Consider the following 14,874-nt stretch of genomic DNA (forward strand, 5'->3'; position numbering starts at 1 on the left):
AATCCCCAATCCCCAATCCCCAATCCCCAATCCCCAATCCCCAATCCCCAATCCCCAATCCCCAATCCCCAATCCCCAATCCCCAATCCCCAATCCCCAATCCCCAATCCCCAATCCCCAATCCCAAGTCCCGAAAAACAAAAAGCCGACCCAAAGGTCGGCTTTTTGTTTGATATGGCTGGGGTACCAGGATTCGAACCTGGGAATGGCGGGATCAAAACCCGCTGCCTTACCGCTTGGCGATACCCCAATTTTGAATGGTGCGGGAGGCGAGACTTGAACTCGCACACCTTGCGGCGCCAGAACCTAAATCTGGTGCGTCTACCAATTTCGCCACTCCCGCTGAGAGTGGTGGCTATGGCGGGATTCGAACCTGCGACCCCATCATTATGAGTGATGTGCTCTAACCAACTGAGCTACATAGCCACATAAGCATTGAGTCGCCTCAATGTTTTTAAATGGCTGGGGCACCGAGTTACTAACCTGGGCACTGATGCCGGGATAAAAACCCGCTGTTTATCCAGCTTTACAGTAAAATGGCTGGGGTACCAGGATTCGAACCTGGGAATGGCGGGATCAAAACCCGCTGCCTTACCGCTTGGCGATACCCCAACAGTGATGGCGGACAGTGATAACACAGAACAAGCCATCTTGAAATAACTGAAGGTGTCGGCGTTGAACCTGGGTACTGAGACCGCGATCAAAACGTATTTTTCTTCAATCATTTCCTGAAAATGGCTGGGGTACCAGGATTCGAACCTGGGAATGGCGGGATCAAAACCCGCTGCCTTACCGCTTGGCGATACCCCAGCAGAGTGGTGGCTATGGCGGGATTCGAACCTGCGACCCCATCATTATGAGTGATGTGCTCTAACCAACTGAGCTACATAGCCACTTTGCCGTCGATGACTGCTCGTCACCGGACGGGGCGCATTATGCGTATCCGGCTCCGGAGCGTCAACCGTTTTTTCCCGAAAAATAGGTCACTCTCAACCGTTTGGCCAGAAACTAGGCATGGCAGCGCCGGACCGGTTGGGAAGGCCGGTTTTTTGGCCTGAAAACGCAAAAGGCCGGAGAAGTCCCCGGCCTGGTTGCAACGGCGGATGCCGGCTCAGACGTTGAACAGGAAGTTCATCACGTCGCCGTCCTTGACGATATAGTCCTTGCCCTCGGAGCGCATCTTGCCCGCTTCCTTGGCGCCCTGCTCGCCCTTGTAGGCGATGTAATCGTCATAGGCGATGGTCTGGGCGCGGATAAAGCCCTTTTCGAAGTCGGTGTGGATCTTGCCAGCCGCCTGGGGCGCGGTGGCGCCCACGGGGATGGTCCAGGCGCGTACTTCCTTCACCCCGGCGGTAAAGTAGGTCTGCAGGTTGAGCAACTGGTAGCCGGCGCGGATCACCCGGTTCAGCCCCGGCTCTTCCAGGCCCATGTCGGCCATGAACTCGGCGGCTTCCTCTGCATCCAGCTCGGCAATTTCCGACTCCATGGCGGCGCACACCGGCACCACTATGGCGTGCTCGGCGGCGGCGATAGCCTCCACCTCGGCCAGGTAGGGGTTGCCCTCGAAGCCGTCCTCATTGACGTTGGCGATGTACATGGTGGGCTTGATGGTGAGGAAGTTCAGGTAGGCGATGGCCGCCTTTTCTTCCTTGGTGAGCTCGACACTGCGCAGTACCTGGGCCTGCTCCAGGGCCGGCAGCAGCTTCTCCAGCACCGTGATTTCAAACTTGGCGTCCTTGTCGCCACCCTTGGCCTTCTTGGCGTTGCGCTGGATGGCCCGCTCGCAGGTGTCCAGATCCGCCAGCGCCAGTTCGGTGTTGATCACCTCGATGTCGTGACGGGGAGACACCTTGCCCGCCACGTGGATGATGTTGTCGTTTTCGAAGCAGCGCACCACATGGCCGATGGCGTCGGTTTCACGGATGTTGGCCAGGAACTTGTTGCCCAGGCCCTCGCCCTTGGAAGCACCCGCCACCAGGCCGGCGATATCCACGAACTCCATGGTGGTGGGCAGGATGCGCTGGGGCTTGACGATCTCGGCCAGGGCATCGAGGCGCTTGTCCGGCACCGGCACCACGCCGGTGTTCGGCTCTATGGTGCAAAAGGGGAAGTTGGCGGCTTCGATGCCCGCCTTGGTCAGCGCGTTGAACAGGGTGGACTTGCCCACGTTGGGCAGGCCCACTATACCGCATTTAAAACCCATAACTGTGTCCTGAGATTACTTGGTGGAGTCGGCATTGAAGGCATGCAGGCGGTTCATCGCCCGGGTCATACCGTCACTGAATAAAATATCGGTGGCGCGGACGGCCTCGTCCACGGTGGCGTCGAGCAGGCTCTGTTCGGTCGCCGGCGCCTTGGTCAGCACGAAGCCGGCCACCTGGGACTTGTGCCCCGGGTGGCCGATGCCGAGCCGTAGCCGGTAGAAATCCTTGTTGTTGCCCAGACAACCGATGATGTCGCGCAGGCCATTGTGGCCGCCGTGGCCGCCGCCCTGCTTGAAGCGGGCAGAGCCCGGGGGCAGGTCGAGTTCGTCGTGGGCCACCAGTATCGCCTCGGGCGGGATCTGGTAGAAATTGGCCAGGGCCGCCACCGCCTTGCCCGAGCGGTTCATAAAGGTGGCCGGGATCAGCAGGCGCACGTCGCGGTTTGCGATGCGCACCCGCCCGGTCCAGCCAAAGAACTTGCCCTCTTCCCTGAGCTGGGCACCGTGCAGCCGGGCCAGCTCGGTGACGTACCAGGCGCCGGCGTTGTGGCGGGTATGGGCGTATTCCGGGCCGGGATTACCAAGCCCGACAATGAGTTCGATAGGATGCATAGGCTGAGTCGGCGTTAAAATGACGCCATATTCTAATGAAGAGCGGCAATAATGGCCACCTTGCCGGCGCCTGCGAGAGGAAGTCGCATATTGTGCACAATATACTGTATGATCGTTTGCACCCATTCGGGCCTTTCCGGCCTGTTTTCTCACCGCAGGGATGCCGTTCACGGAATCGTATCGTATGTTGGAACTTTCTGGTTGGGCCCTGCTCGCCGGCCTGGTCAATGCCCTGGCCGGCGGCGGCCTGTTTTTTACCCTGCCGGCGCTGCTGGCCATAGGGGTGCCCAGCACCGGCGCCGTGGCCACCGCCAGCGTGGCCTCCTGGCCCGGCTATTTGAGTGCTTTCTGGGGCATGCGCCGCCAGCTCGGCAGTGGGCCCTGGCTGGCGCTGACGATAGTCGGACTGAGCGGGGGGGGACTGGGGGCGCTGACCTTGGTGCAGTTCAACGCCGACAGCTTCAACTACCTGGTACCCTGGCTGCTGCTGGGTGTATGTCTGCTCTACGCCCGTCAGTTGCTGAGCCGGTCGGGGTTTGAAGGGAAGCTCGTAATGAGGCGTCGTGCCTGGCCGTTGCTGTTGGGCGGCAGCTTTTACGGCGGTTTTTTCGGCGGCGGCCTGGGGGTCTTGCTGATGGCGCTGACCGGCCAGTTGCGCATGGGCTCCAGCCTGCAGCAGCATGCCATCAAGCTGTATCTGTCGATGCTGGCCAGCGGCGCCACCATACTGGTGTATTCCCTGTCGGGGCTGGTGTACTGGCCGGCCTGCCTGGTGCTGGCGCTGGGCTACCTGGTTGGCGGCAAGCTGGGCGCCCGGGTGCTGGTGTGGATCCGTCCTCAACTGCTGGCCTGGAGCATTGTGGCGTTCGGCATCGGCCTGAGCGGCTATTACTTTGTGCGGTTCTATTGGTAATTTGGGGACTGGGGACTGAATACACTCACTGCCGAATCCCGAATCCCGAATCCCGAATCCCGAATCCCGAATCCCGAATCCCGAATCCCGAATCCCGAATCCCGAATCCCGAATCCCGCATTCCGGGCACAAAAAAGCCCGCGAACACGCGGGCTTTTTAGACTTTCAGCTTCTAGCTTTCAGCCATCAGTGCTCGAACATGGCGGAGATGGACTCTTCGTTGCTGATGCGGCGGATAGCCTCGGCCAGCATGGGGGACAGGGTCAGCTGCTTGACCTTGTCCAGCGCCCGTATCTCGTCGGTCAGCGGGATGGAGTCGGTGATGATCACCTCGTCGATGACCGAGTCCTTGATGTTCTGGGCGGCATTGCCGGAGAAGACGGCGTGGGTGGCGTAGGCGAACACCCGCTTGGCGCCGCGCTCCTTCAGGGCTTCGGCGGCCTTGCACAGGGTGCCGCCGGTGTCGATCATGTCGTCGACAATCACGCAGTCACGGCCTTCCACATCACCGATCAGGTGCATTACCTGGGATACGTTGGCGCGCGGACGGCGCTTGTCGATGATGGCGATGTCGGTTTCGTCCAGCAGCTTGGCCACGGCACGGGCCCGCACCACACCACCGATATCGGGGGAAACCACCACGGCGTTGTTCAGGTTTTTGGCCTTCATGTCTTCCAGCAGCACCGGGGTACCGAACACGTTGTCCACCGGCACGTCGAAGAAGCCCTGGATCTGCTCGGCATGCAGGTCAACGGTCAGCACCCGGTCAACACCCACGCTGGACAGGAAATCGGCCACCACCTTGGCGGTGATCGGCACCCGGGCGGAACGCACCCGCCGGTCCTGGCGGGCATAGCCGAAGTAGGGGATCACCGCGGTGATACGACCGGCGGAGGCACGACGAAGGGCATCCACCATGACGATCAGTTCCATCAGGTTGTCGTTGGTGGGCGCACAGGTGGACTGGATGATGAAGACATCGCCGCCACGTACATTTTCATTGATTTGTACGCTGATTTCGCCGTCGCTGAAGCGGCCGACATCGGCAGCACTCAGTTTGATAAAGAGACGATCGGCGATACGTTGGGCGAGTTCCGGCGTTGCATTACCAGCAAACAGCTTCATGTCGGGCACGGTTGAAAACCTCGGGGTTGTTTCATGGGTGGCGAGACTGGACGGGGCCGTGAACCCGTGTCGCGGACCCAGGGTCCGCTATCCAGCCCTTTTTTGGAATTCTGGGTTCGGAGCGCCCTGCAGGCGGCCGGGCGAGAAGGCCCGGACGGCAAGTCGGCCATGGCCGTGTCGTCCTGCAGGCGACTGCCGCAGCGGATTGACCCTCGGGATAAGGGAGAAGGCGGGCCCACCCCCACCTTCATGCCATCGCTGCCTGGTCTTTCTTGTCCGATGACGGTCCCCGATCCAGTACCGCCAGGGCAGTCTGCAGGGGAGAGCGGTTGCAGCCCTTGGCCACGAAACCCTGGCTGCCGGGTGGCGCCTTTGCCAGCACGTTTTCGGCCGCTTCGCGGCTGTTGAAACTGGCAAAAACACAGGCGCCGGTGCCCGTCATTCTTGACGGCGCGTATTCTAGCAACCAGCCGAGGAGCTTGGCAACCTCGGGCCGGCGCTTTTTGACCAGGGCCTCGCAATCGTTTTCCCAGGGCAGGGACAGGCGTTGTTCCAGGCTCAGCACCGGGCTGGAACGGGGCAGAGCCGGGTCCTGGAACACGGCGGCGGTAGCCACTTCCACCCCCGGATTGAGCACCAGATACCAGGGCTCGGGCGGGGTGGCCGGAGTCAGCCGCTCGCCCACGCCTTCGGCAAAGGCGGCCTGTCCGTGGATAAAGACGGGCACGTCGGCGCCCAACTGCAGGCCGAGCCGGGCCAGTTGCGGCAGGGTCAGCCCCAGCCGCCACAACCGGTTGAGGGCCACCAGGGTGGTGGCGGCATCGCTGGAGCCGCCACCCAGGCCACCGCCCATGGGCAGCCGTTTGGTCAGATGGATACGCGCACCCTTGGTGCAGCCGGTCTTGCTCTGCAGCAGGCGGGCGGCGCGAATAATGAGGTTTTGCTCCGGCGCCAGCCCGGGCAGGGCGGGGCCCAGGGCCAGCTCGCCATCGGGGGCCGGCTCGAAGCCGAGTTCGTCGCCGTGATCCAGGAACTGGAACAGGGTCTGCAGGTTGTGGTAGCCGTCATCGCGCCGGCCGGTGACATAAAGGAAGAGATTGAGCTTGGCGGGGGCGGGCAGTGTCATCATGGGTTCAGCTCCCACTGGCTGATGGCCAGGCGCAGGGTAGTGGTGTTGTGGCTAAGATCCATCCGGCTCGGCAGCCAGAGGCCATCGATACGGGTATAGCCCAGGTAGTCGAGTCGCCAGCCATGGGCGCGGACGGTTTTCGGCCGTCCGTCAGCATCGTATTCAACCTGGTCCGCCTCACCGGGCAGGCCCTTGATCCAGTGGGCCAGTTGCTCCACCGGCAGATCCCAGCCGGTCAGGCGGTATACCAGATCGCGGGCGTTGTCGGCGCTATGCCGTTGTCCCTCGCTGTCGATCAGTTGAATGGTGCCCCGGCGGCGGCTGAGATCGAGTGCCCGCTTGCCGACCACGTTGGTCAGGTTCATCCGGTAGTCGTCGCGCTCCTGGCGCCAGAACAGGCTCAGGCTGCCGCGTTCGTCGGGGGTGATGATGCCCAGACGGGCCGACAGCTGCCAATCGCGCAGTTGCTCCAGGGTCGACTGCTGGGCCTGCCAGGAGCCGGCGGGAGCTTCCTGTGCCCGGTAGGCACAGCCGGAAAGCAATAACAGGGCAACACACATCAACAGGGCTCGCACAGCCGGATCTCCCGCAACGGACAAGGGCGGCCAGTATAAGGGCAAGGTCGGCGCCTTTTAAAGCCTTACCCTTTCTCGTACAATAGCCGGCTACTTGGGAAAGACGTTGCGAGCCGCAAAATACCCTCATGAGCCTGCTGGTACTGGGAATCAATCATAAGACCGCCTCGGTCGCCCTGCGCGAGCGGGTGGCGTTCGGGCCCGATATCGCCCCCAAGGCGCTGCAGGAGCTGATAGGCACCCAGGGCGTCGAAGAAGCGGTGATCGTTTCCACCTGCAACCGCACCGAACTTTACTGCTGCCTGGATCCCCAGGGGCAAAGCGATGCCGTGCGCCACTGGCTGCAGCATTTTCACCACCTGGATGAAGACGAACTGACCTCCTGCCTGTACCAGCATCAGGGCGAAGAGGCGGTGCGCCACCTGATGCGGGTGGCCTGTGGCCTGGACTCCTTGGTGCTGGGCGAGCCGCAGATCCTGGGCCAGATCAAGCAGGCCTACAGCCAGTCGCACCAGGCCGGCGGTCTCAAGGGCATTCTCGAGCGGTTGTTCCAGAAGTCGTTTTCGGTGGCCAAGCGGGTACGAACCGAAACCGAGATCGGCGCCAGCGCGGTGTCGGTGGCCTTTGCCGCCGTCAGCCTGGCCAAGCGCATTTTTTCGGATCTGGGGCGCACCAGGGTGCTGCTGGTGGGGGCGGGCGAAACCGTCGAACTGGTAGCGCGCCACCTGAAGGAGCAGTCGGTCACCCGCATGACGGTCGCCAACCGTACCCTGGAGCGGGCCCAGAACCTGGCGCGGGAATTCGAGGCCGAGGTGATCACCCTGGAGCAGATCCCCGAGCACCTGCCCCAGGCCGACATCGTCATCAGTTCCACCGCCAGTCCCCTGCCCATCATCGGCAAGGGCATGGTGGAGCGGGCGCTCAAGGTCCGCCGCCATCAGCCCATACTGCTGGTGGATATCGCCGTGCCGCGGGATATCGAGCCCGAGGTGGACGAGCTGAACGACGCCTACCTGTACACTGTGGATGACCTGCAGGGCATCATCGAGCAGAACCTGGAGGCCCGCAGGCGCGCCGCCGGCCAGGCGGAACGCATCATACTAGAGGAGCGGGACCAGTTTATGGGCTGGTTCCGTTCGCTCAAGTCGGTGGACTTGATCCGCGACTATCGCCACGGGGCGGAGAGGATGCGCGAACAGGAACTCGGCCGGGCCCTGCAGGCCCTGGACCAGGGCGAGGATCCGGCCAAAATCATGACAGAGCTGGCCCGGCGCCTGACCAACAAACTGATTCATACTCCCACCCAGGCGCTGGCCCAGGCGGGCAAGGACGGCGATCAGGAACTCCTGGCCGTACTGGCCCACAGCCTGGGCCTGGGCCAGCGCTGACAAGGCCCCCGGCCGCGAGACACCGATGAACGAATCCATACTGAAGAAACTGGAAGGCCTGCAGGAGCGCTACCAAGAGGTGCAGGCGCTGCTCGGCGAGGCCTCCGTCATCAACAACCAGGAGCAGTACCGGGCCCTGACCCGGGAATACGCCCAGCTGGAAGGCGTGGTGGGCTGTTTCGGCCGCTACCGCCAGGCCGAGGCCGATCTGGCCGGCGCGCGGGAAATGCTGGCGGAAGACGACGCCGAGCTCAGGGCCATGGCCGAAGAGGAAATCGACGCCGCCGAGTCCGCCATCGAGGAGCTGGGCCGGGAGCTGCAGATCCTGCTGCTGCCCAGGGATCCCAAGGACGACAACAACTGTTTTCTGGAAATCCGCGCCGGGGCCGGCGGCGACGAAGCCGCCATCTTTGCCGGCGATCTGTTCCGCATGTACAGCCGCTACGCCGAGATCCAACGCTGGCGTATCGAGATCGTCAGCGCCAGCGAGGGTGAACACGGCGGCTTCAAGGAGATCATCGTGCGTGTCGAGGGGTCCGGTGCCTACGGCAAGCTCAAGTTCGAGTCCGGCGGCCACCGGGTGCAGCGGGTGCCCGAAACCGAATCCCAGGGCCGTATCCATACCTCCGCCTGTACGGTGGCGGTGCTGCCCGAGATCCCCGAGGCCGAAGCCCCCGAGATCAACCCGGCGGATCTGAAGGTGGACACCTTCCGCGCCTCCGGCGCCGGCGGCCAGCACGTCAACAAGACCGACTCGGCCATCCGCATCACCCACCTGCCCACCGGCATGGTGGTGGAATGCCAGGACGAGCGCTCCCAGCACAAGAACCGGGCCAAGGCCATGGCGGTGCTGGCCTCGCGCCTGGCCCAGGCGGAGCAGGACAAACGCCATGCGGAGGAGCAGAATACCCGGCGCAACCTGCTCGGCAGCGGCGATCGCTCCGATCGTATCCGCACCTACAACTATCCCCAGGGGCGGGTATCGGATCACCGTATCAACCTCACCCTGTACCGGCTGAGCGAAGTGCTCGAAGGCCAGCTCGACATGCTGACCCAGCCGATACTGCAGGAGCACCAGGCCGACCTGCTGGCCGCCCTGGCGGGACAGTAAATGACCCTGGCCGAGCTGCGCCAACGGCTGCGCGAACAGCTGGCGGGGGGCGAGTCGCCCGCCCTGGATACGGACGTGCTGCTGTGCCATGTGCTGGGCAAGCCGAGGAGTTTCCTGCTGGCCTGGCCTGAATACCCGGTCGCACCGGGCGAACAGGCCGAACTGGCCGCCCTGGTGGCCCGGCGGCGGCAGGGCGAGCCGGTGGCGCACCTCACCGGCCGGCGCGAGTTCTGGTCGCTGGAGCTCGAGGTCACCCCCGACACCCTGATCCCCCGGCCCGATACCGAGCTGATGATAGACGCTGCCCTGGCGCGGCTGCCGGCCGGCCCCGCTGCCCTGGCGGACCTGGGCACCGGCACCGGCGCCATTGCCCTGGCGCTGAAAAGCGAGCGCCCCGAATACACTGTGCTGGCGGTGGAGTTCAACCCGGCGGCGGCGGCCCTGGCCCGGCGCAACAGTGAACGGCTGGGGCTGGCCATAGAGGTGCGCGAGGGCAGCTGGTTTGCCCCCCTGGCCGGCCTGCGCTTTCACATGATCCTGTCCAACCCGCCCTATATCGATGCCGCCGATCCCCATCTGCGGCAGGGGGATGTACGTTTTGAACCCACCTCGGCACTGGTGGCGGAAGAAGAAGGGCTGGCGGATCTGCGCCACCTGGTCGAACAGGCGCCCGTCTACCTGGAAGCCGGCGGCTGGCTGCTGCTCGAGCACGGCTGGCAACAGGGGAAGTCGGTGCGGGCGCTGCTGTCCGGGCAAGGTTTTGCCCGGATCGAGACCCTGCGCGACTACGGCGGCCAGGAACGGATTTCATTGGGCCAGTGGCCCGGGAGGCAAGATGTTGAAAACCCAGGTCAGTGACGGCTGGGCGGGCCCAGAGCCGAGGAGCCCCATGACCCTGGCCCTGGACGTGGTCGAAAGCCTCTACGGCCTGGCGGCCCGGGACAGGGCCGAGCGCGATCTCTTTGCCCTGGAGCGGGAACTGGCCGAGGCCCTGGCCGGCCGGGACGCCGCCCGGCAACTGCTGCCCGCCCTGTTCGGGCCGCTGGGGCTGGCCGGCGACTGGGAGCGGTTCTTCTCGGTCGACAACTGCCTGCTGGATCGGGTGCTGGCGCGGCGCCGGGGCATTCCGGTGACCCTGGGCGTGCTTATCCTGCACCTGTGCGAACGGTTTGCCATACGGGCCGAAGGCATTGGTTTTCCGGGCCATTTTCTGGTGCGGATCTGGGCAGGCGACGAGCCGTCTGTGATCGATCCCTTCACCGGCAAGCCACTCGGGCGGCGGGAGATGGAACAATTGCTGCGCGGCGCCCGGGGCAACCTGGCCCGGCTCAGGTCCGAGCACCTGCAGCCGGCCGGGGCCATGGACATCCTGACCCGGCTGTTGAACGTGACCAAAGCGGCCTTTATCAATGGCCGCCAGTTTTCCGAGGCCCTGGCCTGCAGCCAGCTGTTGCTCAAGCTCAGGCCCGACTGCCCGGTGGCGCGCCGTGACCGGGGCTTTTTGTTCGAGCAGCTCGACTGCCACCGGCTCGCCGCCGAGGATTTCGAATTCTTCATCCAGCACTGCCCCGAGGATCCGGTGGCCGACGTGCTGAAAGCCCAGATAGCGGCCCTCGATCTGGGCCCCCAAACCCTCCACTAGGAGCAGCGATGAAAACCGTCAAGATCAATCAGATAAGTGTGGCCAACGATCAGCCCTTCGTGCTGTTCGGCGGCATCAATGTGCTGGAATCCCGGGATCTGGCGCTGAAAGCCTGCGAGCACTATGTCGAGGTGACCACCCGGCTCGGCATCCCCTATGTGTTCAAGGCCAGCTGGGACAAGGCCAACCGCTCCTCCATCCACTCCTTCCGCGGCCCCGGCCTGGAAGAGGGCATGAAGCTGCTGGCGGAAATCAAGGACACCTTCCAGGTGCCGGTGATCACCGACCTGCACGAGCCCTGGCAGGCCGCCCCCGTGGCCGAGGTGGCGGATGTGATCCAGCTGCCCGCCTTCCTCGCCCGCCAGACCGATCTGGTGGAAGCCATGGCCAGAACCGGCCGGGTGATCAACATCAAGAAGCCCCAGTTCCTGAGCCCGGGGCAGATGAAGAACATCGTCGACAAGTTCATCGAGTGCGGCAACGACCAATTGATCCTGTGCGAGCGTGGCGCCAACTTCGGCTACGACAACCTGGTGGTGGACATGCTCGGCTTCGGGGTGATGAAAAAGGCCACCGCCGGCGCCCCCATCATCTTCGACGTGACCCATGCCCTGCAGTGCCGGGATCCGCTTGGCGAGGCCTCCGGCGGGCGCCGGGAGCAGGTGGTGGACCTGGCCCGGGCGGGCATGGCCACCGGCCTGGCCGGCCTCTTCCTCGAATCCCACCCGGATCCGGAGCATGCCAAGTGCGACGGCCCCAGCGCCCTGCCGCTGGCCAAACTCGAGCCCTTCCTGGCCCAGATCAAGGCCCTGGACGAACTGGTAAAAAGCTTCGAGCCGCTGGACACCCAAGGCTGAGCCGGACGGGATAGCTCGCTCTTCACAAAGGCGGCCGGGGGGCCGCCTTTGTGTTTCTCAATGGTTGAGCCGGATCGCCGAGTTATTTAGAATAGCCGTCCAGCCGTATTTATGGCTTCAATCATCCGACGGGATCCAGCCGGCAATGAGTGACAACCTCGACCAATTCGATCGCAAAATACTCGCCATCGTGCAGCGCAACTGCCTGACCCGCAGCGAAGTCATCGCCGAAGAGATAGGGCTGTCGCCGTCGGCGGTGCAGCGGCGGCTGAAGCGGCTGCGCCAGAGCCGGGTGATCAGCGCCGACGTGGCGGTGGTCGACAACCGCAAGCTCGACAACCTGATGACCTTTATCGTCGGCCTGGAAATCGAGCGGGAAAACTACCCGGTGATGGACAGGTTCATGCGCTGGGCCCAGGGCCAGGACACCTTTCAGCAGATTTTCTACGTGACCGGCGCGGTGGATCTGGTGGCGGTGATCCTGGCGCGGGACGTGACCGAATTCGACGCCATCGCCGAAGCCACCATGAGCCAGTTTCCGGAAATCAAGCGCATGAACACCAATGTGGTGCTCAATGTGCTGAAATCCGGGCTGCACCTGCCGCTCTGACCCTTATCCCGCCGCCGGGCGCAGCAGGGCGGCCACGGCGGCGATGTCCGCCGGCGAGGTGCGGCAGCAGCCGCCGATAAGGGCGGCGCCTTCCCGCTGCCAGCGTCCGGCGGCCAGGGCGAACTGTTCGCTGTCGGCCGGGCCGTGCCAGCACTTGTGGCCGGCGTCGTACTGCTCGCCGGAGTTGGGGTAGACCAGCAGCGGCTTGGCGGTGGCGCCCCGCACCGATTTCAGCAGCCCGGGCACGTGCTCGGGGGCGGTGCAGTTGAGGCCCAGCGCCACCACCGAGTCGAAGGGGGCCAGGGCCGTGACGCAGTCGCGCAGCCGCTCGCCCTGGCTGTTGTGCTCCGCGTCCTGGCAACTGAAGCTGATCCAGCCGCAGGCGCCGGGATGGGCTTCCATCAGCCGGGCCAGGGCCCGGGCCTCGCTCAGGCAGGGCAGGGTCTCGCAGGCCAGCAGGTCGGCGCCGGCCGCCAGCAGCACCTCCAGCCGGGGGCGATGAAAGGCCATCAGGCCGGCTTCATCCAGCTCGTAATGGCCCCGGTATTCGGAGCCGTCCGCCAGCATGGCGCCGTAGGGGCCTACCGAGGCCGCCACCAGAGGGCGGGGACGCAGGGCGCGCTGTTCGGCGCTCAATCCTTGCCAGAAGTCGTCCCGCGCCGCCACCGCCAGTTGCACCGCCCGCTGCATCAGGCCGGCGGCCTGTCCGGCGTCCAGCCCGCGGCGGGCGAAGGCCTCGAAGGTGGCCTGGTAGCTGGCGGTGATGGCCACATCGGCGCCGGCGGCGAAATAGTCGTGGTGAACGGCGTAGATAAGCTCGGGCTGTTCGATCAGCACCTTGGCCGACCACAGCGGATCCTTGAGGTCGCAGCCCCGGCTTTCCAACTCGGTGGCCAGGGCGCCGTCGAGGATGGCCAGGGGAAACTGCGCGAGCAGGGTTTCAATAGGATTGGTCATACACACCTTGAACAACACCGGCGAGGCGGTGGATGGGTTAGAGGATCTGCGATAAGAACTGCCGCAACCGCGGGTGGGCGGGGCGGTTGAAAAAGCCGTCCGGGGTGTCTTCGGCCAGCAATAGGCCGTCGGCCATAAACAGCACCCGGTCGGCCACTTCCCGGGCGAAGCCCATCTCGTGGGTGACCACCACCATGGTCATGCCGTCCCGGGCCAGGCCCTTCATCACCTCCAGTACTTCCCCCACCATTTCCGGATCCAGCGCCGAGGTGGGCTCGTCGAACAGCATGATCTGCGGCTGCATGCACAGGGCCCGGGCGATGGCCACCCGCTGCTGCTGGCCGCCGGACAGCTGGGCGGGGTAGTGGTCCATGCGCTCGGCCAGGCCCACCTTGGCCAGCAGGCCCCGAGCCTGCTGCTCGACCTCGGCACGGGGACGCCGGGCCACCTTGAGCGGAGCCAGCATCACATTTTGCAGGGCGGTCTTGTGGGGGAAGAGGTTGAAGCCCTGGAACACCATGCCCACCCGCTCCCTGAGCCGGTTGACGTTGGTGCTGCGGGCATGAATGTCGATGCCTGCGAGTTCGATGCGCCCGGCGCTGATGCTTTCCAGCCGGTTGAGGGTACGCAGGAAGGTCGATTTGCCCGACCCCGAGGGGCCGACGATCACCACCACTTCCCCGCGGCGCAGGGTCACCGACACCTGGCTGAGCGCCCGGCAGCCGTTGTCGAACACCTTGTCGACCCGGTGGGCGTGGAGCATGGTTTCTGCGTGTTTTATCTGCATGGGGTCTCCTAGTGTCCCGCCGACAGGCGCCGTTCCAGCCGTTGCACCAGCCAGGACAGGGACGCCGTCATCACCAGGTAGAGCAGGGCCACGGTGAACCACACCTCGAAGGGGGCGAAGGTGGAGGACACCACTTCCCGGCCGGCCTTGGTCAGGTCGGTGAGGGAGATCACCGACACCAGGGAGGAGTCCTTGATCAGGTTGATGAACTGGCCGGCCAGGGCCGGCAGGCTGCGCCTGAGCGCCTGGGGCAGCACCACCTCGACCATGGCCCGGCCGTAGCTCATGCCGAGGGAGCGGGCCGCCTCCATCTGCCCCACCGGCACCGCCTGGATGCCGGCGCGGATGATCTCCGCCACATAGGCGGCGCTGAACAGGGTGAGGGCGGTGGCGCCGGCGGTGAAGCGATCCAGGGACAGCACGGTGCCGACGAAAAAGTAGATGATGAAGATCTGTACCAGCAGCGGGGTGCCGCGGATGATCTCGATATAGAGGATGCACAGCCGGCGCAGGGCCGGGTTGGCGGACAGCCGTCCCAGGCCCAACCCCAGGCCGAGCAGGATGGAGCACAGCAATGACACCACCGACAGTTGCAGCGTCATCACCATGCCATGGAGGATAGGGCCGGCGCGCAGGCTGTCGAGCCTGGCGACTTCGTCCCCCTCGAACAGCAGATCGCCGTCCGCCACCAGCAGGGTACTGAAGCTGTCCAGCACCAGGGGCGCATCGCCGTGATCGGACACCAGGGTCAGGGTACGGCCGTCGTCGCCCAGTTCGGCCTGGCCGTCGAAGGGGGCGCGGATGGACTGGGGCGAGCTGTCCACCACATAGGGCAATACCCGCTCCCAGCGCCAGTGGTAGTCGATGCTCTGGGTGGACCAGTAGAGGGCGCCGGCCAGCATGAGCACCACGCCCACAAAGACCCCGTTCCACAGCCAGCGCTGTTTGGCAGTCTGCATATTCGT

Annotated in this window: 15 protein-coding genes and 6 tRNA genes; 7 read left to right on the forward strand and 14 right to left on the reverse strand. The window is 64.5% G+C overall.

Going from position 1 to position 14,874, the window contains the following annotated elements:
- Nucleotides 1-175 precede the first annotated feature (175 nt).
- The 8 genes from C7I36_RS05325 to pth form a co-directional block, all read right to left on the reverse strand.
- Nucleotides 176-250: transfer RNA gene (locus tag C7I36_RS05325), tRNA-Gln, on the reverse strand.
- An 8-nt stretch (nt 251-258) separates the two neighbouring features.
- Nucleotides 259-343 (reverse strand) — tRNA-Leu (locus tag C7I36_RS05330).
- A 6-nt stretch (nt 344-349) separates the two neighbouring features.
- Nucleotides 350-426, reverse strand: a tRNA-Met gene (locus C7I36_RS05335).
- A 111-nt stretch (nt 427-537) separates the two neighbouring features.
- A tRNA-Gln gene (locus tag C7I36_RS05340) sits at nt 538-612 on the reverse strand.
- Nucleotides 613-735: 123 nt separating this feature from the next.
- A tRNA-Gln gene (locus C7I36_RS05345) sits at nt 736-810 on the reverse strand.
- A 6-nt stretch (nt 811-816) separates the two neighbouring features.
- Nucleotides 817-893: transfer RNA gene (locus tag C7I36_RS05350), tRNA-Met, on the reverse strand.
- Between the two features lie 218 nt (nt 894-1,111).
- Nucleotides 1,112-2,203, reverse strand: a complete 1,092-nt coding sequence (gene ychF, locus C7I36_RS05355) for a redox-regulated ATPase YchF (protein WP_106452697.1) — start codon at nt 2,201-2,203, stop codon at nt 1,112-1,114.
- 15 nt (nt 2,204-2,218) lie between these two features.
- The gene (pth, locus tag C7I36_RS05360) at nt 2,219-2,815 is read right to left on the reverse strand and encodes an aminoacyl-tRNA hydrolase (RefSeq protein WP_106452698.1); all 597 of its coding nucleotides are present in this window, start codon (nt 2,813-2,815) and stop codon (nt 2,219-2,221) included.
- Between the two features lie 184 nt (nt 2,816-2,999).
- Here pth and C7I36_RS05365 point away from each other — a divergent pair, with 184 nt between their 5' ends.
- Nucleotides 3,000-3,728 (forward strand): sulfite exporter TauE/SafE family protein, encoded by a 729-nt coding sequence (locus C7I36_RS05365; RefSeq protein ID WP_106452699.1) that lies wholly within the window; start codon nt 3,000-3,002, stop codon nt 3,726-3,728.
- A gap of 186 nt (nt 3,729-3,914) precedes the next feature.
- Here C7I36_RS05365 and C7I36_RS05370 read toward each other — a convergent pair whose 3' ends face one another.
- From C7I36_RS05370 to lolB, 3 genes are all read right to left on the reverse strand, one after another.
- Nucleotides 3,915-4,862, reverse strand: a complete 948-nt coding sequence (locus C7I36_RS05370) for a ribose-phosphate pyrophosphokinase (protein WP_146137310.1) — start codon at nt 4,860-4,862, stop codon at nt 3,915-3,917.
- 238 nt (nt 4,863-5,100) lie between these two features.
- Nucleotides 5,101-5,982 carry a 4-(cytidine 5'-diphospho)-2-C-methyl-D-erythritol kinase gene (gene ispE / locus C7I36_RS05375; RefSeq protein WP_106452701.1) on the reverse strand — a complete coding sequence of 294 codons (882 nt, stop codon included), beginning with the start codon at nt 5,980-5,982 and terminating at the stop codon, nt 5,101-5,103.
- Nucleotides 5,979-6,557 carry a lipoprotein insertase outer membrane protein LolB gene (gene lolB / locus C7I36_RS05380; RefSeq protein WP_146137311.1) on the reverse strand — a complete coding sequence of 193 codons (579 nt, stop codon included), beginning with the start codon at nt 6,555-6,557 and terminating at the stop codon, nt 5,979-5,981. The genes ispE and lolB overlap by 4 nt, the downstream gene beginning before the upstream one ends.
- Nucleotides 6,558-6,685: 128 nt before the next feature.
- On the opposite strand from lolB, the gene hemA reads away from it, so the two are divergent.
- The 6 genes from hemA to C7I36_RS05410 all read left to right on the forward strand — a co-directional run bounded on the left by hemA (nt 6,686) and on the right by C7I36_RS05410 (nt 12,165).
- Complete coding sequence (hemA, locus tag C7I36_RS05385; protein ID WP_106452703.1) at nt 6,686-7,945, forward strand: glutamyl-tRNA reductase; 1,260 nt, start codon at nt 6,686-6,688, stop codon at nt 7,943-7,945.
- A 25-nt stretch (nt 7,946-7,970) separates the two neighbouring features.
- The gene (gene prfA / locus C7I36_RS05390; protein ID WP_106452704.1) at nt 7,971-9,056 is read left to right on the forward strand and encodes a peptide chain release factor 1; all 1,086 of its coding nucleotides are present in this window, start codon (nt 7,971-7,973) and stop codon (nt 9,054-9,056) included.
- On the forward strand, nt 9,057-9,914 hold the full coding sequence (gene prmC / locus C7I36_RS05395; protein ID WP_106452705.1) for a peptide chain release factor N(5)-glutamine methyltransferase: 858 nt from the start codon (nt 9,057-9,059) through the stop codon (nt 9,912-9,914). It abuts the gene before it with no gap.
- Entirely contained in the window at nt 9,892-10,698 is an 807-nt protein-coding gene (locus C7I36_RS05400; RefSeq protein WP_106452706.1) for a SirB1 family protein, read from the forward strand. The genes prmC and C7I36_RS05400 overlap by 23 nt, the downstream gene beginning before the upstream one ends.
- Nucleotides 10,699-10,706: 8 nt before the next feature.
- Nucleotides 10,707-11,555, forward strand: a complete 849-nt coding sequence (kdsA, locus tag C7I36_RS05405) for a 3-deoxy-8-phosphooctulonate synthase (RefSeq protein WP_106452707.1) — start codon at nt 10,707-10,709, stop codon at nt 11,553-11,555.
- A 145-nt stretch (nt 11,556-11,700) separates the two neighbouring features.
- A complete protein-coding gene (locus C7I36_RS05410) occupies nt 11,701-12,165 on the forward strand; it encodes an Lrp/AsnC family transcriptional regulator (protein ID WP_106452708.1) in 465 nt (154 codons plus the stop codon).
- Nucleotides 12,166-12,168: 3 nt separating this feature from the next.
- On the opposite strand, the gene mmuM is transcribed toward C7I36_RS05410, so the two are convergent.
- Genes mmuM through C7I36_RS05425 form a run of 3 tightly spaced genes read right to left on the reverse strand, consistent with a single transcriptional unit; the run spans nt 12,169 to nt 14,868 of the window.
- Complete coding sequence (gene mmuM / locus C7I36_RS05415; RefSeq protein ID WP_106452709.1) at nt 12,169-13,122, reverse strand: homocysteine S-methyltransferase; 954 nt, start codon at nt 13,120-13,122, stop codon at nt 12,169-12,171.
- A 37-nt stretch (nt 13,123-13,159) separates the two neighbouring features.
- A complete protein-coding gene (locus tag C7I36_RS05420; protein WP_342749481.1) occupies nt 13,160-13,909 on the reverse strand; it encodes an amino acid ABC transporter ATP-binding protein in 750 nt (249 codons plus the stop codon).
- An 8-nt stretch (nt 13,910-13,917) separates the two neighbouring features.
- Nucleotides 13,918-14,868: an amino acid ABC transporter permease gene (locus C7I36_RS05425; RefSeq protein ID WP_096779673.1), complete on the reverse strand. Its 951-nt coding sequence runs from the start codon at nt 14,866-14,868 to the stop codon at nt 13,918-13,920.
- Nucleotides 14,869-14,874: the final 6 nt, after the last annotated feature.

Origin of the sequence: Zobellella taiwanensis, assembly GCF_003012795.1 — a bacterium.
Taxonomy (GTDB): Bacteria; Pseudomonadota; Gammaproteobacteria; order Enterobacterales; family Aeromonadaceae; genus Oceanimonas; species Oceanimonas taiwanensis.